At 37.9% G+C, this 21,097-nt stretch carries 16 protein-coding genes; 4 read left to right on the top strand and 12 right to left on the bottom strand.

What is annotated here, in order from left to right; translation table 11 throughout:
- Positions 1–421: 421 nt before the first annotated feature.
- The 9 genes from IGL13_RS01650 to fdrA all read right to left on the bottom strand — a co-directional run bounded on the left by IGL13_RS01650 (position 422) and on the right by fdrA (position 14,384).
- On the bottom strand, positions 422–2,716 hold the full coding sequence (locus IGL13_RS01650) for a WxL domain-containing protein (RefSeq protein WP_002401740.1): 2,295 nt from the start codon (positions 2,714–2,716) through the stop codon (positions 422–424).
- Between the two features lie 447 nt (positions 2,717–3,163).
- Positions 3,164–4,387, bottom strand: coding sequence for an amidohydrolase family protein (locus IGL13_RS01645; RefSeq protein WP_002389547.1), 1,224 nt, complete (start codon positions 4,385–4,387; stop codon positions 3,164–3,166).
- Between the two features lie 24 nt (positions 4,388–4,411).
- Complete coding sequence (locus IGL13_RS01640) at positions 4,412–5,833, bottom strand: hypothetical protein (RefSeq protein WP_002385370.1); 1,422 nt, start codon at positions 5,831–5,833, stop codon at positions 4,412–4,414.
- Complete coding sequence (gene allD, locus IGL13_RS01635; RefSeq protein ID WP_010710125.1) at positions 5,833–6,894, bottom strand: ureidoglycolate dehydrogenase; 1,062 nt, start codon at positions 6,892–6,894, stop codon at positions 5,833–5,835. Before allD ends, IGL13_RS01640 begins: the two co-directional genes overlap by 1 nt.
- Positions 6,895–6,983: 89 nt before the next feature.
- Positions 6,984–8,204: a dicarboxylate/amino acid:cation symporter gene (locus tag IGL13_RS01630; protein WP_002355253.1), complete on the bottom strand. Its 1,221-nt coding sequence runs from the start codon at positions 8,202–8,204 to the stop codon at positions 6,984–6,986.
- 6 nt (positions 8,205–8,210) lie between these two features.
- Complete coding sequence (arcC, locus tag IGL13_RS01625) at positions 8,211–9,149, bottom strand: carbamate kinase (protein ID WP_002355252.1); 939 nt, start codon at positions 9,147–9,149, stop codon at positions 8,211–8,213.
- Positions 9,150–9,283: 134 nt separating this feature from the next.
- Positions 9,284–10,537, bottom strand: coding sequence for an MFS transporter (locus tag IGL13_RS01620; protein WP_002355251.1), 1,254 nt, complete (start codon positions 10,535–10,537; stop codon positions 9,284–9,286).
- Positions 10,538–10,546: 9 nt separating this feature from the next.
- Positions 10,547–11,380 (bottom strand): DUF2877 domain-containing protein, encoded by an 834-nt coding sequence (locus IGL13_RS01615; protein ID WP_002355250.1) that lies wholly within the window; start codon positions 11,378–11,380, stop codon positions 10,547–10,549.
- Positions 11,373–14,384, bottom strand: a complete 3,012-nt coding sequence (fdrA, locus tag IGL13_RS01610) for a DUF1116 domain-containing protein (RefSeq protein ID WP_002355249.1) — start codon at positions 14,382–14,384, stop codon at positions 11,373–11,375. Before fdrA ends, IGL13_RS01615 begins: the two co-directional genes overlap by 8 nt.
- A gap of 122 nt (positions 14,385–14,506) precedes the next feature.
- Here fdrA and IGL13_RS01605 point away from each other — a divergent pair, with 122 nt between their 5' ends.
- The 4 genes from IGL13_RS01605 (at position 14,507) to IGL13_RS01590 (ending at position 17,642) form a co-directional block, all read left to right on the top strand.
- The gene (locus IGL13_RS01605) at positions 14,507–16,099 is read left to right on the top strand and encodes a PucR family transcriptional regulator (RefSeq protein ID WP_002355248.1); all 1,593 of its coding nucleotides are present in this window, start codon (positions 14,507–14,509) and stop codon (positions 16,097–16,099) included.
- Entirely contained in the window at positions 16,074–16,886 is an 813-nt protein-coding gene (locus tag IGL13_RS01600; protein WP_002393705.1) for an alpha/beta hydrolase, read from the top strand. The genes IGL13_RS01605 and IGL13_RS01600 overlap by 26 nt, the downstream gene beginning before the upstream one ends.
- A 100-nt stretch (positions 16,887–16,986) precedes the next feature.
- The gene (locus tag IGL13_RS01595; protein ID WP_002358371.1) at positions 16,987–17,226 is read left to right on the top strand and encodes an AbrB/MazE/SpoVT family DNA-binding domain-containing protein; all 240 of its coding nucleotides are present in this window, start codon (positions 16,987–16,989) and stop codon (positions 17,224–17,226) included.
- Positions 17,223–17,642 carry a type II toxin-antitoxin system death-on-curing family toxin gene (locus tag IGL13_RS01590; protein ID WP_002355245.1) on the top strand — a complete coding sequence of 140 codons (420 nt, stop codon included), beginning with the start codon at positions 17,223–17,225 and terminating at the stop codon, positions 17,640–17,642. Before IGL13_RS01595 ends, IGL13_RS01590 begins: the two co-directional genes overlap by 4 nt.
- Before the next feature lie 109 nt (positions 17,643–17,751).
- Here IGL13_RS01590 and IGL13_RS01585 read toward each other — a convergent pair whose 3' ends face one another.
- The 3 genes from IGL13_RS01585 to IGL13_RS01575 all read right to left on the bottom strand — a co-directional run bounded on the left by IGL13_RS01585 (position 17,752) and on the right by IGL13_RS01575 (position 21,035).
- Positions 17,752–18,963, bottom strand: a complete 1,212-nt coding sequence (locus IGL13_RS01585; protein ID WP_002391512.1) for an amidohydrolase family protein — start codon at positions 18,961–18,963, stop codon at positions 17,752–17,754.
- A gap of 51 nt (positions 18,964–19,014) precedes the next feature.
- Complete coding sequence (locus IGL13_RS01580; RefSeq protein ID WP_002364973.1) at positions 19,015–19,818, bottom strand: ankyrin repeat domain-containing protein; 804 nt, start codon at positions 19,816–19,818, stop codon at positions 19,015–19,017.
- A gap of 173 nt (positions 19,819–19,991) precedes the next feature.
- Positions 19,992–21,035, bottom strand: coding sequence for a DUF4822 domain-containing protein (locus IGL13_RS01575; RefSeq protein WP_002387660.1), 1,044 nt, complete (start codon positions 21,033–21,035; stop codon positions 19,992–19,994).
- Between the last annotated feature and the right edge of the window lie 62 nt (positions 21,036–21,097).

Below are 21,097 nucleotides of genomic sequence, written 5' to 3'. Positions count from 1 at the left end.
TAAAATATCTTAATCTTTTCTTACGACAAAAACATTCTACCACACCCATATTTCAATTAAGCAATAGAAATGTTACAAAAACATTTCAGATCACTCCTTCTTTCTCCATAATAGGTAAACTTACCTTTTGTAAGGCTTTTACACCTTGTCACGACTAGTTTTCACGTGTTTTCAATTGTTAAACAATTCTTCGATTTTTTTTCATATTTTTTCTTTTTTTATTCAAATTTTGCTTCTTTTTTGTCGATATATGCTTTTTTTCGTAAAATTAATCATTTTTCCTTCTTTTTATTAAACGTTTTTGTTACAAAATTCGTTATATTTTGGTAACGAATCAAGAAAAAGGCCGCTTCGTTGAGCCGCCTTTTATTATTTCTATGCAATATTTTTGATCAAACTATTCAATTTATTTTTTATGGACTTATGGGCCTGTCACTAAATTCCAAGTCACCATTGCTTGATAAGTTTGATCTTTTCTACCTTGATTTGCTGGAATTTCTAATTTGATTTGATCAAAAGAAAAATCAAATTGATAAACATCACTTTCGTCAAACTGACCATTGGCAACAATATGGCTAGCTACACCGTTGGCAACTAATTGAATAGCGGTTGTTTTGCCAAGAGCAACTTTAGTTTCCGTTGGTTGATTGTACTGAATAAAACCTGAAACATTGGTTGTTCCTAACAATAACTTTGTCATTGATGATAGTTGATCCACTCTTCCTTCAAAGGGGGATAGTTCTGCAGTTAGTGCCCAATTGGGTTGTGATTTTTTCAAACGTAAATATGGATTTTCCTGACCATTTTCATAATAATCTGCTGCCTGCTTTAAACCATGTTGCTGCGTGTTGCTAGAAATGGCGACTTTGCCAAAATCAAAAGTTGGTGTGCTGATAAAACCTTCCTCATCTGGTGCCACAATTTCTTGATTTTTAGGTTGGATTCTGACAGTATCAGCTGCGTGAACAGCAGAAAAATTTCCATTCATTTCAACAGCCGCTTGTAACACTTGATCTGGTTCACCTGTAGCAATTGTTGTCATCATAATAGTTGCTGTCTGACCAATAGGCACTTCCGTATTTAAAGCAATGCCAACTCGCCAATTTTCATCAGTAATAGGAACAATTTTGTTTGGTTCAGATCCAACACGAATCGTGACTTGGATTGGCCGAGCTAGACCTGGTGACCAACCAATTGCTGGCTTTAAGTTTATTTTTTTTAACGGTACTTCTCCCACATTTGTAAGCATAATCTGCCAAATTTGTATATAACCACTTGGCATGACTTTGACTAGTCCTTCTATTTGCATTTCAGCTTTTGCAGTTATTTCCTTATACACTGCTGTAATAGCGTTCATTTCATTAAAAACAGGGGAGTTTATGGGTCGCTTCGTTTTTTCTAAGCTCTCTTGTTTTGTTTTATCTTGATACCAACCTTGATATAAATAAGTTTTACCGTTAACGCTGTATTGTTGTGGCAGTTTTTTTCCAGCTAAATAGCGAAAGCCATCCGTAGTTATTGGTTGTTGGTGATCCTGAATAAAATCAGATGGTGGTGCAATTTCAACACCATTGACATCCTCAAATGTATAATTTTTTTGAGGTATCTCCTTATAGACAACAGTTAAATCATCATTGTCGTCATAGGTAATATCATAACTGGGCGTTACGCTTTTTTCTAAATTTTCAGGTTTCGTTTTCCCTTTATACCATCCTTGAAATTGATACGTTTTTGAGTCAATTTCATAGCTACTTGGCAAAAGATCTTTCTGTTTAAATGCGTAAGGGTCACGCTCAATAAGTGTTTGCTTTCCTTGTCTAAACCCCGGTGGTGGAGGGATTGGTTTCCCTTGAGTATCCACAAAATGTTCTGTCACTTTGCGATTGGTAACATGATAATAAACCGGCCCTGAAAATTTAAAGTAATTCAATAGCCCAGATTGATTCGATGAATCAACCTTCACTTGGTTGTACAAAGGAACGATTAGTTTTTGACTCTCGCTAATGTTAAACGTTACTCCTGTTTTCTGACTATATTGTTGTGCAGACATTTTTTCCAATTCAAATTGCGAAATTGTTGTTGGATATTGGTTTCCTGATGCGTCGGAAATAGTTGGCAGCGGATAATTGGGATCAATTTCCCCTTTCTTATTGTATAAGCTTAAAGAAGTATAATATCTTGGTAAAAAAAATGTTTGATTACTCGCTGCAAGCACCGTTGACATGTCGGAATAGACGGCTACTTTCTCACTTGGAATTACCACTTCTTTTAAATTAGCCACTGTAGATGCTGTCACTGGTTGACTTTCACCTTCCCACACATTTATGCCATCTGGGGAATTGCCTTGCCAACTATGATACTGTAGAAGGATCTCATTGGCGTTTACTGGCTGCCCCTCTTCATTAATAAATCCATAACGATAAGTTAGGTTAGGCGTCTCAATTCTTTCTCTAATCGTTTGACTTGTAACATTAGCCTCATTATCGATTAACTCACTTTTTGGCAATGCTAGTGGTTCTTCATCATGTAGTTTATCCTTTGTCTGTGGTTGTTCACTTTCGGCTTTTTCTGCTGTTAATGAATGATTGGTTCCTTCTCTTACTTGTTTTGTACTTGGTAATGTTTCTGCAAAAACAGTTGTCTGTATTAGTATGGGGAATACTAATATATGGCAGATGCCCGTTACTATCAATTCTTTCCATTTACTTCGCTTCATATTGTCCCTTCTTTCTAAAGAACAATCCAACAATTCTTAGTTAACTAAACATTAAGACACTAAACTTAGCAGAATGATCACTTACCATTTTCAGCAACAGTCTTGTCTTGTGGTATCGGTTTCATTTTTCTTTATACTTTGGATCATTCACTTGTTTCAGCGCTATTCGTCCAATACTTCTTTTTACTAACCAGTTATAACTAGTTTAGCAAAAAAGAATAATTTCTGAAATTCCGAATTTTAAACAGATAGGAGCATTTCCTGAAGATTCTATATATATCAAGGAAAATCGACCAAAAATAAACTGAAAATAAACTTTTCAATAGAGAATCATAGCTAAAACAGGATAAATTAATCATATTTTCACCTTCCTAGCTTTACCTTTATCAAAAAAAGCTCAAAATGTTAGTTTTGACAACTAACATTTTGAGCTTTTTGTTTTTTTTCTTAACGAATGATTTCGACTTTTTTGTCTGTCTTGACTGTAACACGGCCGTTTTTAATAACATATAACCGTTCTGGAATATCAATAATCGCATGTTCAACCACTTTTGTGTCTAATAAGACTAAATCTGCTTTATTCCCAACTGCGACACCGTATCCTTCTAGTCCCATCGCACGAGCAGGACTTGTTGTTACCATTGGTAGCACTGTTTTTAAGTCATCCGCTCCACCTAGGTGCCCAACAGGAATGGCTAACATCGCTGTTTGAACAATATCCCCTGTGCCATATGGTGTAAAAGCATTGCGAATATTATTCGTAGCAATACAGACATTCACGCCACCATCGCGTAATTTACGGATTGGCGTAACCGCACGTCGAACATTGTACTGATCACCACGAGCCCCTAAATGTAAATCCGTTGCTGGTAAAGCCATCACGCTAATATTTGCTTCCGCCATTTTTGCAATAATAGGCGCCAATTCTGCTTCAGGTAAGGCATGCAATGCCGTTAAGTGGCCCACTGAAACACGGCCTTGGTAGCCTTCAGCGATGGTTTTTTCACATAAATATTCAATACTCATATCATCAGCTTCATCGGCAAAATCTTGGTGTAAATCTACATCTTTATCATATTTTTTAGCAATTTCAAACACTAAATCAATATGTTCTTTCGCTGGTGCATCATTATAAGGAATACCGCCGACAACGTCTGCGCCCATATCCATTGCTTCATACATCATTTGTTCTGTTCCAGGGGCTTTAAAAATTCCTTCTTGCGGAAATGCAACTACTTGCATGTCAATTAACTCTTTGTATTCTTCTTTCAAACGCATAATTGTTTTGAAGCCAGTAAAACCTTGCGCTGGGTCAAATTCTGCATGCGTTCTTAACGCCGTGGTCCCATGAACGATTAACATTTCTAAAGCACGTTTGGCACGGTCGTAAATGTCTTCTTCGGTAAATGTTGGTTTTAATTCTGCGGTTACTTCAATTGCTTCTTTCAACGTACCTGATTTATTTGGTTTACGATCAGCAATTAATGCCTTGTCCAAATGTAAATGGCTTTCTACAAAACCTGGGATTAAAACACGACCATCTGCTTCGATGACTTCTTTGGCATCGCCAGTAATAACTGGGGCGATTTCAATGATTTTACCTTCTTTAATAGCTACATCTTGTAATGCTTCACCGTCTTGAAGACGAACTTGTTTAATTAATAAATCCATGTTTTCCACTCCCTAAATTGTTTTTTATCCAAAGATTAAACCGATAACTAATAATAGTACAGAGGCAATACTTAACCATTTCACGTTTCCTTTAACAACATCCAAAATTGGAATTTGGAAGCCTGAAGATAAAGCTTGCATAGTAATATTAACGAAACTCATTTGACTACCTAAACCAACACCCATTGCTACAAAACCTAATGCTAACGGCGGGAAGTTCAACGATACAGCAACTGGTAGCACTAAAGTTAAAACAGAACCTACGTAGGCCCCAGCTGGAATCCCAATTAAAATCCCTGTTAAAATGGCAACTGGCACGACAATAAAGGCTGGTGCATTTTCAGCAACACCTGCGATTACAGCAAACGTTCCTGTTTGTGCAATAACATTAATAAAGGCTAAGAAAATCCCTACTTGGAATAAACGAGTCAAAATATATGTAGACCCATCTACCATCGCTTCGACAGATTTGTTCATTGAGAAATCTGTACATAAGAAAATTAAAACTAATGTTAAAATCATGTATACAAGTGGCGTAAAGAAGGCAAAACCAATTAAATCATTCACAATTGGTCCAAAAATTACAGCAAACAATAAGAAAATGGCTGGCAAGGTAATTTTAAATAATTCACCATTGCTCTTTTTATCAAATTCATCATCTGCCGACTCTTTAAAGCCAACATTTCTATGTTTCGTTCCCCAAAAGGCTAACACAATCGCTAATGCTACGAAGAATAACCAGTAAGGTCGCATGGTTGAAACATATGAACCGACACTGATATCGCCTAATTTTGAAACAATACTTGATTCTAATGAAGCGGGTGATGTTGTAAATGATACCGCAGCAGCTAAAGACATTGCTGCAATTAATTCAGGAACAACCCCAACTGCAGCAAAGGCCAATGGCGCAATAACCATCGCACTTCCGCCACCAATTCCTGACATATATGTGGCTGCGGCTAATAAGATAACAATAAAAGCTGAAACATACTCGACTTTTCCTTTTGTGCCTCGTTTGGCTAAAGTTAATGCAGCTGAATAACTACCTGCTTTAAAGACCGCCATCGCAACAGCTGAATTAATGATGGGAACGGTAATTCCTAACATCATTGGGATAGCTTCCAACATCTGTTTATTCGCTTCTTCTAGTCCAATGCCACCAATCAGCATCGCTAAGACGCCACCAATTAAACCAGCGATAATCATATCGACTTTCATAAACAATAGAACCAAAACAACAATCAATGGAATAATCACAACTAATGCCATGATTCCTGTCGGGGCAACTACATCCCCAATCTCATCAGCAAAGGCCGCAACTGGCACAAAAATACTAACTAAGAATGCAAAAATAAGTGCTACTTTTGACGATTTTTTCATCTTACTTTCCTCCAATAGAAAGAAGGCGAGAGCAACGCAGTAGCGAATACTCTCTGCGCTCCTCATTATTTGGCAAAGGCACCTTGCCCGCCATATTTATCGTAATGTACAATCTCACTAACTAAATAATCATAAATACTTTGTGGAATTTCAATGCCTTCTGACATGGCTTTTTGATAGTTTAGCTGACCAATTTCTCCTGGATAGTAAACTTGTTGAAACCCTTCTGCTGTAGGCACACTATGAAGCTCTTCCACCATTTGATTAATATTTTCTTTAAATCGTTCAGAATCTGTAAAGCGGCTTGGATCAATGATTAAAAACATCTGTCCCAGATTCCGTTTCTCCGTTAAATCCGCATACATGGAGCTGACATGTTTGCCAAAAGGTAAGCCTAACAACGAACCAGCTAAGACATCGACCATCATCATTAGTCCATATCCTTTTGGTCCTGAAATCGGCAATAAACCTCGTACTTCATAAGGATCAGTCGTTGGCTGGCCTTTTTCGTCTACTGCCCATGTGTCGGGAATTTCAACATCTCTTGAACGTGCATCTAAAATTTTCCCCCAAGCCTGTACTGTCGTAGCCATATCAAACACGACTGGTTCATGACCTGCTCTAGGTGCTGCAAAAGCGATTGGATTTGTTCCAAAATAATTGCTTGTACCACCAAACGGTACCACCATTGGATCAGATTGACACATCGAAAGAGCAACCATGCCTTGTTCCGCTGCTTTTTTAACATAATACGATAACGTCCCGCTATGACTCGTTTGAGAAACGCCAACATATGCTAACCCTGAATCTTTGGCTAGGTCAACTGCAGCAGCTAATGCTTCGTTACAAACAAATTGACCCACGCCATTATCGCCATGAAAAATGGCAGTGGACGGTCCAGTTTTTTCAAATGATAATTCGGGGTCAATCGTGATCCCGCCTTTTGCAATCCGTTCCGCATAATAATCCATACGAACCGCCCCGTGTGAATGAATACCGCTAGCATCTGCAAAAGTTAAATGTCGAGCAACTTCTTCGGCATGTTCAGAATGTAAACCAGCAGCTTCTAATTTTTGTTTCATCAGCTTTTCTAATTTTTCCGGTGTAACGACAACCATTTCTTCCATTGCGCTTGCTCCTTTATCATTAATCTTAAAAAAGGGAAAGAAAACAAGTGATTTTCTTCTTCGTCCTTGCATTTCCTCCCCTTTTTTCACTACTTATTGCTACTGTTAAAGACAGTATAGTCAATTTCATCCACTGATTTTGCAACTAGAATAGCAGAGTAAACATCTGAATTGACATTTAAAATTGTTCGTAACATGCCAACAAACCATTCGACGCCTGCAAAAATTGCAATACTCTCAATGGGTAAACCCATTTGCGGAACAATCACTGCCAGTGAGACTAAGCCCGCACCGGGAACAACTGCGTTTGCTAGTGAGACAAACGTTGCTGTAATTGCTAAGTAAATCATTTTCGTAATATCAAAATCTAGCTGATACATCTGAGCGATAGTCATTACAGTAAAAGCCATATGCATCGCTGAACCGTTACTGTTTAATGACATACCTAACGGCAACACTAAGTTAGTAATTCGCTTACTTAAACCTAATTTTGTTTCTGTTTCTTCCAAAGCTACTGGTAAAGTAATTGCTGAAGAAGTTGTCGCCAAGGCCATCACAGACATATTTTTCATGTTTGTAATTAAACGTAGTGGACTTACTTTACAGTACAATGTGATAACCAAAATCCAGATGCCCAAAAATAAAATAGTTCCTAATCCATAGACCAATAGATACTTCACTAACGGTAAAATAATTTGAAGGCCTAAGTGACTAATTGTTGAAGCAATTAAAGCAAAAATCCCCAGAGGTGCTAGATACATGACATATCGAATGACTGTAATGATAACTTCATTAAAGTCCACAATTATTTGGAAGAGTTGTGTCTCTGGATGGCTTTGTAAGTATTTATTCAGTGCTAAACCAAAAAATAATGCAAAGACAATAATTTGAATAATCGATCCTTGAGTCAGTGAATCAAAAATATTTTTCGGAACGAAATTTAAAATCGTATCAGTGATTGAGATTTCTTGCGCTTTAATAGAAGCATCTTGGAAGCCAGTCATTTTAACACCATATCCTGGATTAAAAATGACTGCCATTAGGACGCCCCATAAAGCGGCAGCTAAGGAGGAAATCCCGAAAACAGCGATTGTTCTACCCCCAAGGCTCGTTAATTCTTTTGGATTAATACTGCCAACTGCTTGGACAATTTGCCCTAAGATCAAGATAGGAATAGCCATTTGCATCAGTCGCAAAAAGACATCTCCAACTATTTTCAAGTAATTGCCGCTAGCAGGAATCAAGAGTCCTACGAGGATTCCTACGACAACAGCAATTGCAATTTGGGTGATCATGGACGGTTTTTTCATGGTAAACTACCCCTTTTGACTGATCACAGTTCCTGCTTCTTTATCGATGTTTTCTAAGTTTTCGATAGAAGTAATGATTGCTTTCCGTTTGTCATCACCTTTTACGAAGTCTAAGGCAGCTTCGATTTTTGGTAGCATACTACCAGCAGCAAAGTGACCTTCTTTAATGTATTCTTCTGCTTCGGCTACACTGATTTGTTCTAATGCTTTTTGATCTGGTTGATTGTAATTAATGTAGATGTTATCAACGCCTGTCAAAATAATCAAACGGTCTGCATCAACGTTTTCAGCTAAAACACGTGCAGAGAAATCTTTGTCGTTAACCGCTTCCACACCTACGTATTGTCCGTCTTCTGCTACGACCGGAATGCCCCCGCCACCAGAACAGATAGTTAAAACGTCCGCCTCTACTAAAGCACGAACCGCCTCTTTTTCAACAATTTCTTTAGGCATTGGTGATGGAACAACTTTTCGGTAGCCACGGCCAGCATCTTCCACATACGTAGAGCCATCTTTGGCTGCTTCCGCGTCAGCTTCTTCTTTTGTATAGAATGGACCAATTGGTTTGGATGGTTTTTTAAACGAAGGATCTTCTTTGTCCACACGCACTTGCGTAACTACAGAGATAACTGGTTTAGCAATGTTACGTTTTTCAAACTCATTAGTTAAAGCATTTTGTAACCAGTAACCGATGCTTCCTTGTGTCATCGCAACACAAGTATCCAATTTCAACGCTGGATTTTTTTCACTTTCGCCTGCTTTTTGTTGTAAAAGCAAATTCCCTACTTGTGGTCCGTTTCCGTGACAGACAATGACTTGTTCCCCTTTAGCAACAAATTCTGCAATATATTTGGCCGCGTGATTAACGACGGCTTTTTGGCCTTCATCTGTTGGATCCGTATCTAAAATAGCATTCCCACCTAGGGCAATTACGTTTAAACTCATTGATTGATTCGCTCCTTTTTAGTAAAGCAAAGACAAAATCTTTTCAGTATCGACGGATAAGAAATAATTTGTTTACGAAATGAAAGATTTTGTCTTGCTCATTTTGATTGTTTCAGTCATTATCGAAGGGATAATTAACCTAATTTCGGTTTACTCTCATCTTTAGCTAAGAAAGCAAAAGCTAGTAAACCAATAACTAATAGTACACAAGAAAGATAGAAGCCAACTTGCATTGAGCCTGCTGTATCTGCTAAATATCCTGTGACATACGGTGCTAGGATTGACCCTGACATCCCGATAAAATTATAGGCACTTAACGTTGTTCCTAAGGCCGCTTTTGGTGCATGTTTGGTAACAAAAGTCACCATAATTGGATCTAACGCTAATTTCCCTGTTAACCCATAAAGAATTAAAACAGAAATTAACAATGTCCGATTTGTTACAAAAGCAATCGCAAAGACAGATAGGATTGCTAAAGGTACTAATGTAAAGACTAATTTTTTCGTCGCACCTGTTTTATCATTCAAACGAGCGAAGATTAAGGCTCCTGGAATAGAGGCCCATGGTACAAGTGATGAAATGAAACCAACGCTCGCTCCTGTAAAGCCACGTTCAGCAATTAAAAATTGTGGCAACCAAGTAATAATGACAAAGTTTGCATAAATACTTGTGAAACATAAAATAAATGCGGCTAATAAATTACGATTTGAGAAAATTTCTTTTAATGAGATCTTTTCTTGTGGTCCTTCTTCAGCAGCTGCTCGTGCAGCTTCTTCACCAGGACGAATCACTTTTTCTTTCAAAATTGTATAGAAAAGAATTCCTACGATAAACGTTGGAATCGCCATGATAAAGAATGGTTTGCTCCAATGTTCACCATTTTCTAAAACCAACTTACTTGAAAGTAAGTACCCACCTGATGTACCGAAGGCCATCCCACTATTGATGATGGCATTACCGATGGTCCGTTTACTTGCTGGAATCGCTTCTGTCGATAGCGCATATTGCGGGCCATAGTAAGCTCCTTGACCAATACCAGCAATTGCACGAATGACTAAAAACATAACAAAGGTTGTCGCTAATCCACTAAAATAAGTAGAAATAGCAAGAACGATAAACCCAACAGCAATGACTAATTTCCGCCCAATTTTATCGCCAATCATCCCAAAAGGAATCTGTGCAACAGCATAGGTTAGAAAGAAGATACTATTGGCTAAACCAAGTTGTGTGTTACTTAGACCAAATTGTTCTCCAATGACCCCCATCACTGGATTAAAAATAGTTCGTGTTGCGTACATTAAAATCCAGCCTACGAAGAAAATGGCTACGACTTTAATCCAGTAACTATTGCTCACTTGCACTGCTTGATTTTTTTTACTATTCTCCATGTCTTCTCCTCACTTCTCATCTAACTCTACAGATTGTAAAGCTAGTAACATTCCAAATGACATATCTTTACCAGAGGAATGTCCGATTTGTATAATTCTGTCAATATTTTCGTCAACTCTATTATCCCGATGGTTCTCCAAATCCAAGAGTAACTGATACAACAATGAATTTACATATCCCTTAGCCGAGCTTGCAATATAGCCTTTACTAACATCTGTTGTGGATAAATTTGCTGCCGAAAGAGTAGCGGCTAACGCCGCAGCTCTTTCATCAGCAAGTATGAACAGAATTGTTTGATACGCTACTAAAATGTCATCACCACTCGGGGTTAACCCTTTGCCCCGACCAATCAGATAATTCGTTACTTCTTGCCATTCCGATAGTGTCCAAACTTTTTGTTTTTGGCTCATTTTTTTGAAAATATGCTTCGCTCGTTCGTCTAAAGGCAGGCCAATTCTACGTTCTAAGTTTCTCGCTAATAAGCGGTCTCGCAACAAGCGTAATTGGTCTTTTTCTAACTTGAAATGAGTAATGTTTAAAGAAACGACCTCAGCAGGTGTGAGTTGGATCGTTTTCACGCCGACTGTACTGTAAAAGGTCAACTGATTTTCTGTGATTTTGACTTTATTACCTTGTTGTACATACGGAAAGATTTCTTGAAACAATTGATCTGGCAAAAACATACCAAAGCTTGATAAATAATTATGGAAGTTTGCAACATTGATTAATTGATCCTGGACTTTCAGATTAAATGAACGTTCAAAAACACTGTGAATGGTTCCCATCTTGCCATATTGGTGGATAGGAAAAATGTAGTCACTAATGACTAGTTGGTTATTCAACCGTAATGCCTAGTTTCTCAGCATACGCTTCTAGGGCTTTTTCAAAACAGCCTAGAGGTGCTCTAACTGTCCCTGCACCAATTTGACCAACACCGGCATTTTTGTGTGCAATCCCTGTATTGATGATTGGTGTAATTCCCAATTCCACCACTTTACGGATATCAATTCCTAAACAAGTTCCTTGGAAATCCCAAGTTGGAATTGAGAATGTTGGGTTGTGTCCTTCACAGATTTTTGCCATTTCATTTGAGGTTGCTAACGCATCTTCAAAGCCACCTGCACCAACAAACCGTGTTACGCCAGGTGCAGCTACCATAGCCATTGCTCCAACGCCTACTGTTTCAGTAATTGCACTATCCCCGACATCAGGATTTCCGTCTTCTTCGCTGAAACCAGTGAAGTAAAGACCTTTTGGTGTATTTACTGGTGCGGTATGCCATTGATCGCCTGTTTCTGCAATCCGGACCCCAAAGTTCACGCCGTTACGAGTCATCGTTGTGACAATCGTTCCGTTGGTATCTTTACGGGCACCATCAACAATTGCTTTTCCAGTTGCCATCATGACATTTAAGAAGAATTGATCTGTGTCAGCTAAGAATTTGATTACTTCGTATTTTTGATCTTCTGGAATATCTGTTTTGATAATTAATGGAGACAATTCTTTTAAGAAGTTCAAAGATGCGGCAATATTTCTTTGGTGGAACTCGTCACCCATTGTAATAGAGCGCGCAATCAATACGTTTAAGTTCAAGCCTTCTTCAGAAAGTTTCAAGGCTTTCGCAATAGTTGGTCCTAAAACATCTTTAATCCAATCTAAACGATCAACTACTTCTTGTGAATAAGCACCAAAACGCAATACTTTACCGATACCTTCATTCAAGATACAGTATGCTTCGTTACCTTCTAAGCGATTTTCTACAACAAAGACTGGCATATTACCAGAAGTAATACCGCCCATTGGTCCTACTGCTTTTACATGGTGACAAGGAATGAAACGTACTTCGCCAGCTTCAAAAATCTTCAAAGCATCTTCTTCGTTGTCTGCCCAACGTTCGAATAATGCTGCACCGATACAAGCACCTTTCATTGGTCCAGTCATTTCAGACCATTGGATTGGTGGTCCAGCATGAAGTAATGTTTTTTGTGCGTCATCATTTAATTCTGGAATCACTGATTTCGCAGGTACCACATCTACTAAGAATGGTTGTGCATTTTTAATTTTGTCTGTTACTTTGTGATTTTCAGCTTCGATTTGTTCACTGTAATCTTCCAAAGCATCCAAAATTTTAATCATTTTTTTATTGCCGTTAGCACGTGGACGCCAGTTAAATTGAACAGTTTCGCCACCGTAATCAACGATTGATTCTGTAAAGCTTTGCAACCCAACGTTAATGATTCTTGGTTTGGTTGTTAATAGTTCCATTACTTTTTCGCCTGGTTTTGGTACATCGACAGTTGGTCCGTTGTAAGCAACCACTTCTTTATCGTCTTCTGAAATTTCGATTCCTTTTAGCAATAGAGCTAATTGAACAGCTTTAGCATTGCTTTCTGCAACTAAAACGCCGCCTTCTTTCAAACGATCAACCGATGATTGGTAATTTTGCGGATCTTTCGTCGTCCCACAAACAGTTGCAACAAAGTAAAGATCACGTCCGGCTTCTTTGGCTGTGGCACGCGCTTCTTCAATTGCTGGTAACAATGCACCAACCATGTCTTCATGAGCACCGTAGCCTAACACCACATCGAATAAGATAATCCCCGTTTTTTCATCTTGTGCGTATTCACGAATTTTTTCGATACGAACATCTGGGTCAATCATTGGGTGCGGACGACCTTGTGTATACATATCATCGCCTAAGTCAATGACTTCATAACCGTGAGATTTCAAGACATAACCTTCTGCTTTCACTAAACCGCCAAGGTCTAAAGCTTCAGAAATTAACATACCTGCTTCAGAAGCTAATGTACCACCTGAATATAAGCCTTTTACAACTTTATCTTCTGGTAATGTTGGTACAGCTGGTTTTGCTAATGCTTCAAAGTAATTTTTCTTCACGGCCACATCATTTGCTAAATCAACAGCAATTTTAGCTGTTTCTTCTAATGTATGAGCTAGATAAACTTTGCCTTCGTGACTTGTTGGTTTTTCTCCTAAGAAAATCGCAACGACTGGTTTTGAAATGCTTTGTAATAATTCAACCACTTCATCACGAACTTCTTTTGCAGGTGGTTTAGAAATAACTGTAATCACATCGGTTGGTTCGTGATTTTCTAAAGCCACAATAGCATCTTTCACTGTGATAGCGCCTACTTTGTCGCTTAAGTCACGACCACCAGTTCCAATGGCGTGAACAACTCCGCCACCTAAGCGGTCAATAATCGTTGTAACTTCTTGAATCCCTGTTCCTGAAGCACCAACAACGCCAATGTTTCCTGGAGAAACAACATTTGTAAAGGCGATTGGAATACTTGAGATAATACCAGTTCCACAGTCAGGCCCCATCATTAGTAAGCCTTTTTCATGCGCTAATTTTTTCAAACGTACTTCATCTTCAATTGACACATTATCCGTGAAAGAGAACACGTGTAAATCATTTTTTAAGGCACGTTCCATTTCTGGCGCACCATATTCACCAGGAATACTGAATAGCGCTACATTCGCCTCTGGTAAAAGATCAAACGCTTCTGACCAAGAAGTTGCTGCTTGTGCTTCTTCACTAGTTCCCTTTGCTGATAAATCATCTAAGAATTCATCAATCGCTGGCATAACTTCTTCCATGATGTTTTCTTTTTCACTGTCAACCACAATCATCATGTCGTTTGCAGATGCACTATTGGCCTCATCCGTTAACAAGTTCGTGTTGTTAAGGATGTCTTTGTTGGCATCTGTTCCCATCATGATTTGACTCATGGTTACACCATCTAATGCATTGATTTTATTGGTCAATAACATTAAATTGATGGAGTCTTGGTAATTGTTTTTCAAAATTACTGTGTGTAACATTGTTCATCCTCCTATCTATTCCTTACAATGCTATTGTATCGAAACGAGAAAGTGTTTTCATCGGACATAATTCTAAAAAAATGGTATAATTTTTATCCATAAGAGGAAAAAAGGAGAAAACGATGAAATTAAGAGAGTTATTATCGATAGGTGACTTAAAAAAAGGTAAAATTTTGACGAAAGAGATTGGTTTAGACAATGAAGTTGATTCGGCAATGGTCTTAGAAGCGATTGATATCGAGAACTGGAGTAGAAAGAATCAGTTAATTTTGACTTCTTTCTACGCATTGCATGATTTACCAGAAAAAGAGTTGGAAAATTTTTTCGTAAAGATGCGCCGAATTGGCATCAGCGGCTTAATTTTGAAAACAGATCGATTCATTAAAATGATTCCAGAGTGGTTTATCGAATTATGTTTCAATTATGAAATTCCTTTAATTAAAATCACACAAGACATTAGCTATGAAAAAATTCTGTTTACGATTTACGAGCCTTTGTTGAATTATCAGTCGCATGTCTTACGTACGTATTACGATGTGCGCCAACGTTTCACCAAATTAGAGCGCCACTACCCAACGGTTGAGACGATTATGCAAGAATTTTATGACATCATTAAATTACCCTTCGCTTTAAAAATGTTGGATAAACATCTGGAAATTAGCGATGGCGACTTACCCCATGATGCGATTGTGCTCTCAAGAGAAAAACTAAAAAACAGTGAGTTCACTAAAAATGATTACTCTCTTTTAACACTTTATTCTCATGCCAACCCCAAAAAACAGTTGGCACTAGAAGTTTCTATTTTCAATAGTTATTCCACTAATTGTTTACTTCTGGTTTATTTACAAGATGAAAAGGTTAAAGAAACGGATTTAGTGATTATCGAAAATGCGATTGATGTCTTACAAGAAAAATTCAATACCGAAAATTTGTTAAAAAAAGAACGGTATACTCGTTTGAACAACTTAGCAGATGCTATTTTACAAAATACACCGCAAAATCCTGACGAGCTAAACAGTTTGCTTCGTGAAGTGCAAATGCAAGAGCTAGATTCTTACCAAGCGATTGCTTTTTCTACCAAAGACACCAATACACAACTCATGAAAGAACGAATTATTGCCTTACTTCGTACCCTGCGTGTGAAATCCATCTTCTTCGATCAGCTAAATTATTCGGCGGTCCTTTTTAACTTCAATGAAAGTGATGGAAAAATTACAAAGCTGCAATTAAGTCGTTTATTAGCTGAACTTTTAGAAGAAAACGACACGCTTACCGTTGCCGTCAGCAGTTTAAAATCACGAGAAGGGATTAAAGAGCTACTGATTGAATGTCTGGACATTCTGCGCTTTAATGAAACTTTTTATAACGGACCAATTGTCACCTTAGCCGATATCGGGGTATTTAAAAATTTTATCCGCGAAGACCAATTGGAAAATTTAGACGAATTAATTCCTCGCGCACTTTATCAATTAGCCGAAAACAACTACGATTTATTTGAAACTTTGTACAGTTTTTTCCAAAATAATCGCAACTATAAACAGACCTCTGAAGCGATGTTCCTTCATTCAAAAACGATTCGTTATCGTTTAAACAAAGTGGAACAACTTCTTGATATTGACTTAGCCAATCCCTTGCAATTGTTAAATTATGAAATTGCCACATACATTATAAAGATGAGGAGACGTGCACTTGAAAAACAATCAAACACTCGCTAATGGCGCAACAGTTACTATCTACCCCACTACGACTGAACCAACGAACTATGTCGTCTATTTACACGGTGGCGGGATGATTTATGGAACCAAAAGTGATTTACCAGAAGAACTGAAGGAGCTGTTTACAAGCAATGGCTATACCGTTTTAGCACTGGACTATTTGTTGGCTCCAAATACAAAAATCGATCACATCTTAGGGACGCTAACAGAAACCTTCCAATTGCTAAACGAAGAGATTATTCAAAACCAGCCCTTTGGTTTGTGCGGGCGTTCCGCTGGCGGTTATTTAATGTTACAGTTAACCAAACAATTACAAACACTAAATTTGACGCCACAATTTTTAGTCAATTTTTACGGCTATACAGATTTAGAATTTATTAAAGAGCCACGAAAATTATTAAAGCAAGCCATTTCCGCTAAAGAAATAGCTACCATCGACCAAACAAAGCCTGTTTGGGATGATCCTTTTCTTTCTCGCTATCTGCTGTATCATTACAGTATTCAGCAAGCGCTATTGCCGCACTTTTACGGATTACCAGAAAATGGGGACTGGTCTGCTTACGCACTGTCAGACGAAACATTAAAAACTTTTCCACCTTGTTTCAGTACAGCTAGCAGTTCAGACGAAGAAGTGCCGTTCCGCTATAGCAAAAAAATCGGACGGACCATTCCTGAGAGTACCTTTAAAGCGATTTACTATTTAGAACATGATTTTTTAAAACAAACCAAAGATCCTTCGGTCATCACTTTATTTGAGCAATTGGATAGCTGGCTGAAGGAACGATAAGCAATCAAGAAATTTTATTAAAGTATTAGACTTGTGATAGAAACTTTTTTATGATCCATGATATACTGTATATACAATGTATACGAAAGGTGGGTTACTAGTGGAAATCAAAGAAAGAAAACTTAGAAAAGTTGGGAATTCTGTTGTTATGACATTGTCAAAAGAGTTTCTAGAAAGCATTGGTGCGACTGCGACAGACACCGTTTATGTAGACGAAGAAAAATTAAAAGATATTATTGTTAAAAAAAATATGTCAGAACATCAAAAAAAATTACAACAAATGATGGAGAACTCAAAACAAAAACATAATGAGCTGTACAAAGAATTGGTTACTAAATGAAAAGTATTTATTATTTATCAGCGGATGATCTATTTCAAATGAATACTTTCTTGATCCAAACGTATTCTCCCGCAGAACAAATTGGCATCAAAGATCGTAATGCATTAGAAATGGCTAGCAACCAACCAGCACAATTCGTCTTTGACGTTGACCTGTACCCAACAATTGAAGAAAAAGCAGCTATTTTAATGATTAACATTGCAACAAAGCATTGTTTTTACAATGCAAATAAACGGACAGCTGTAATGGCAACCGACTTATTTTTACAATTAAACGGTTATGATTTCCAATTAGATACGCAAGAAGGCGTTGATTTATTGGTTTTTATTGCTACTTATAGATCAGATTTTGATCAGTTGAAAAACGATGTATCAAAAGTAATCAGAGCTAAATTAAATCATACTTCTTCTCACTAATTTCATCAATGAAATATAAGATGGATGTCGTTTTCAATTGTAAAATTAAGCGTCTAATCCAAATAAATTTAATAACAAAAAAAGAAGCGAGAAATCTCGCTTCTTTTTGTTATTTTTGATAAAGTGTGGTTCCTTTTACCACACTGATTTCCACCGGTGTCTGACGAGCGACAAAAGCCGCCGCACATTCTGCTTCAGTGAGTAAGTAAGTTGCTTCAGCACCAACTTGCGGCCAATTTGCTTGCCCTTGTTCGTCTAAAGTTGTGACACCATCTGTCACTAAGCCCAATAATTGGGTTAAAGCATCTTGATCTTTCACATTAAAAAGTTCACCTAAACGAGCCAATTTTTCTTGTAATGAACCATCACCATAGGGAGACCAGCAATCGTAGATATTGTCACAACCAAGATGGACATTGACTCCATGACGTAACAATTCCATAATTGGCGGAATCGTGTTAGGTGTGATTGGCACGCTGGAATTAATATGAATTTTTTCTGCTGCTAAAGCATCATAAACTTCGTCACGTTCTTCACCAATGAAATCATTTAACCCGAAGGCATGGCTGATAAATACTTTGTCTTGTAGGCCATATTCTTTCGTTAAACGGATAATTTCTTTAATCGTTGTTGTCCCAGCTTCGTGACGGTCATGTAAATGAATATCCACACCGACACCATGTTTATCTGCTAAGCGGAATGTTTCAGCCAATGATTTTTTGTAATCACCATCTAGTGAATAAGGATCCACGCCACCAATAAAATCGGCACCTTTTGCCAATGCTTGATCAACTAATTCAACGGAATCTGAACGCAGTAAGCCGTGCTGTGGAAAGACGACAATTTCTACCGCAAATGGTTTCGTTTGGGCCAACGCTTGGACTTCATCAAAATAACGTAAGTCTGTCATCGGTTCCACGTCGACATGTGTTCTGAAGGCTGTCGCGCCATGTGGTAATTCTAAGTCAATTAAATGGTTGGCGCGTTCTGTTAAAGAAAGTTCTAAACTATCTAAATAAGGGATTTCTGTTTCGACACGTTCCACAATTGACTTCGCTGGCGTCACCGGATACCACGGAACACCTAGTTTACTTTTATCAAAGTGACAATGTTTTTCAATCAAACCTGGTAAAATCAATTGATGGTGACCATCAATAATTGTCAACCCAGGTTCTTCTACCAATTCTTCATTGGGGATGATTTTTGTAAATACTCCATCTGTTACTTCAATTGCCACTTCTTTGGTTACTGTCCCAGATAACCAGTCACCTTCTTTTTGATACCCTGTTTCAATTCGAACATTTTTTAACCAATAATTCATGCTTTCCTTCACTCCTACCTGTATTTATTCCTTCCCGAAAGGACACAATACTTAGTTGTACTGTGCTAAAATTTTACTAATTTCCGTATAACCTTTTTGATTGGCATAGTCCATTGCTGTTCGACCAGAATTGTCTTTAATGGATTGATCCGCACCATTTTCCATTAACAATTTTACAATATCTTGGTAAAGTTGGTTCCCTTCACGTAACCCCACTGCCTCAATCAATGCTGTATAGCCAAAGTCATTTTGGAAATCTATGTCTTCTCGTCCATCTTCTAACAAGAGCTTCACATTGTCAATATGTCCTTTTTCAGCTGCCGGAATTAACGCATTGCCACCGTAACGGTTATGCTTAGTTAAATCTGGTGTCGCATTTTTTAACATATACGCTAAAATCTCCGTACGTCCTTGCGCTCCCGCATAAAGATAGGGACTATCACTAATGCTATTTTGCAGATTAATATCGGCATCCCGATCAATCAACGCTTTTGCAATCTCAATGTCATTATTGTGCACAGCAATATTGAGCGGTGTATTGCCTTCTGTGTCGACTTCATCCACTTGATAAGTAGTATCTTGTAAAATTTCCTTGACCTTCTTCGTATCTCGTTGATTGGCTGCTTCTAAAAGCGCACCCACTTCATAGGTCTTCATCGGTTCTTTCACTTCCTCTTTTGATGTTGTTTGAGCCACCGAACGGGTTGTACTGGTGCTTTCAGTTTTTGCACTACTTTGAGTAGTCACCGTTTGACTATTTTTTGACGCTGCGGAAGGTGTTTCTCCTCCTTGACACGCAGCAAGTAATGGAATGGTCACGACACTTAATAGCCCCATTAAAATTTTTTTGTTCATTGTGCTCAACTTCCTTTCCTCGAGAGAAATATGAGATTTTTCTCCAGTGGTTCTAATCTAACGAATCTTTTTTTATTTGTCGATTAAAACGCTTTCTCTGTTTTTCTATTTTAAAAAGAGAGAAACCAAAAGAAGTCGAAACTTTTTTTGGTTTCCATTCGTATGATTTGTTCTTAAAAGGTAAATTCAGGATTAAAAGTTCCTTGGTATGGTTCATGTTCCACATAGACTTGGATATCGTTTCCTTCGTTATCTTTACCCATTCGTGTGTACGTAAAACGATTATCATTCAATTCTGTTAACTCTAAGACAGCGCCATAGCGATTGGTTCCAATGGAAACATGGGCACGGAATTTATTTTGATTTCCTACTTTAAAGTAGCCATAGTCGCCACGAGTTTCACCAGTTTGTAAATTGAAAAATTCATATTTGCTGCTGTCTTGGTCAAATTTCGCTAAGCTGATAAAGTTTTGGTTGGCCGAAGTTACGTCATTGCCATCTTTATCCACTACTTTTGTGCCATTCCAAAGAAGTTGCGGTGTCCCATCAAAGGAAGTTTTACCAATAATTTCATCCCCTTGTCGATTTACATCAATCTGGCCTGTTTGTTCTGTCATGGCACGGCGTCCATTCGTGAATTCTAGTGTTCTGGGACGATTATTGGGGTATGGCTGCGGACGACCATAAACTGGTCCTGAGGTTGCTTTGTTTTCTACGAAAACTTCAATATCATTTCCGTTTTTATCTTTCCCCATCTGTCTATACGTAAAAGTATCTTGGTATAAAGTTCTAAGTGGGTATACACCTTGATAATTTTTGGTTTCAGAAATAATTACAAGACGGGAAACATCTGTAATACCAGCGGTCATAAAGAAGGTTCCTTCATCTCCTGTTGATTCTCCAGTCTCTTTATCAAAAAATTCATAGAAACTAGTGGTTGCATCAAATTTGATTGCATGTAATAGGTTTTGATTTTCATCTGTTAAGTCATTCCCGTTTCGATCATAAACGCGTGTTCCAGCCCAATCTTTTTCTGATAATCCTTCATCTTGTCTAATACCAACTGAACGTAAATACTCAGGTAAATCCCCTAAATTATTGGGATTGTCTACGCTTTGAGGAACGTATGCTTCTGCCGTCAAAGCCCCTCCTGCTCCACCAACTAATAACGCACTTAAAGCCAACAACGTAATTGTACCAACGATTTTTTTCTTCATAAACGACTACTCCCTTTCCTTTTGATAATTTAAGGATAGCAAGTAGTTATTAACTCCACCTG

Source organism: Enterococcus sp. DIV1937 (genome assembly GCF_050535975.1).
Taxonomy (GTDB): domain Bacteria; phylum Bacillota; class Bacilli; order Lactobacillales; family Enterococcaceae; genus Enterococcus; species Enterococcus faecalis.
This window is presented reverse-complemented; position numbering and strand designations above follow the sequence as displayed.

Coding starts and splice junctions, on each gene's coding strand:
- IGL13_RS01650 (WP_002401740.1), bottom strand. CDS start 2,716: ATGAAGCGAAGTAAATGGAAAGAATTGATAGTAACGGGCATCTGCCAT.
- IGL13_RS01645 (WP_002389547.1), bottom strand. CDS start 4,387: ATGGATTTATTAATTAAACAAGTTCGTCTTCAAGACGGTGAAGCATTA.
- IGL13_RS01640 (WP_002385370.1), bottom strand. CDS start 5,833: ATGAGGAGCGCAGAGAGTATTCGCTACTGCGTTGCTCTCGCCTTCTTT.
- allD (WP_010710125.1), bottom strand. CDS start 6,894: ATGGAAGAAATGGTTGTCGTTACACCGGAAAAATTAGAAAAGCTGATG.
- IGL13_RS01630 (WP_002355253.1), bottom strand. CDS start 8,204: ATGAAAAAACCGTCCATGATCACCCAAATTGCAATTGCTGTTGTCGTA.
- arcC (WP_002355252.1), bottom strand. CDS start 9,149: ATGAGTTTAAACGTAATTGCCCTAGGTGGGAATGCTATTTTAGATACG.
- IGL13_RS01620 (WP_002355251.1), bottom strand. CDS start 10,537: ATGGAGAATAGTAAAAAAAATCAAGCAGTGCAAGTGAGCAATAGTTAC.
- fdrA (WP_002355249.1), bottom strand. CDS start 14,384: ATGTTACACACAGTAATTTTGAAAAACAATTACCAAGACTCCATCAAT.
- IGL13_RS01605 (WP_002355248.1), top strand. CDS start 14,507: ATGAAATTAAGAGAGTTATTATCGATAGGTGACTTAAAAAAAGGTAAA.
- IGL13_RS01590 (WP_002355245.1), top strand. CDS start 17,223: ATGAAAAGTATTTATTATTTATCAGCGGATGATCTATTTCAAATGAAT.
- IGL13_RS01585 (WP_002391512.1), bottom strand. CDS start 18,963: ATGAATTATTGGTTAAAAAATGTTCGAATTGAAACAGGGTATCAAAAA.
- IGL13_RS01580 (WP_002364973.1), bottom strand. CDS start 19,818: ATGAACAAAAAAATTTTAATGGGGCTATTAAGTGTCGTGACCATTCCA.
- IGL13_RS01575 (WP_002387660.1), bottom strand. CDS start 21,035: ATGAAGAAAAAAATCGTTGGTACAATTACGTTGTTGGCTTTAAGTGCG.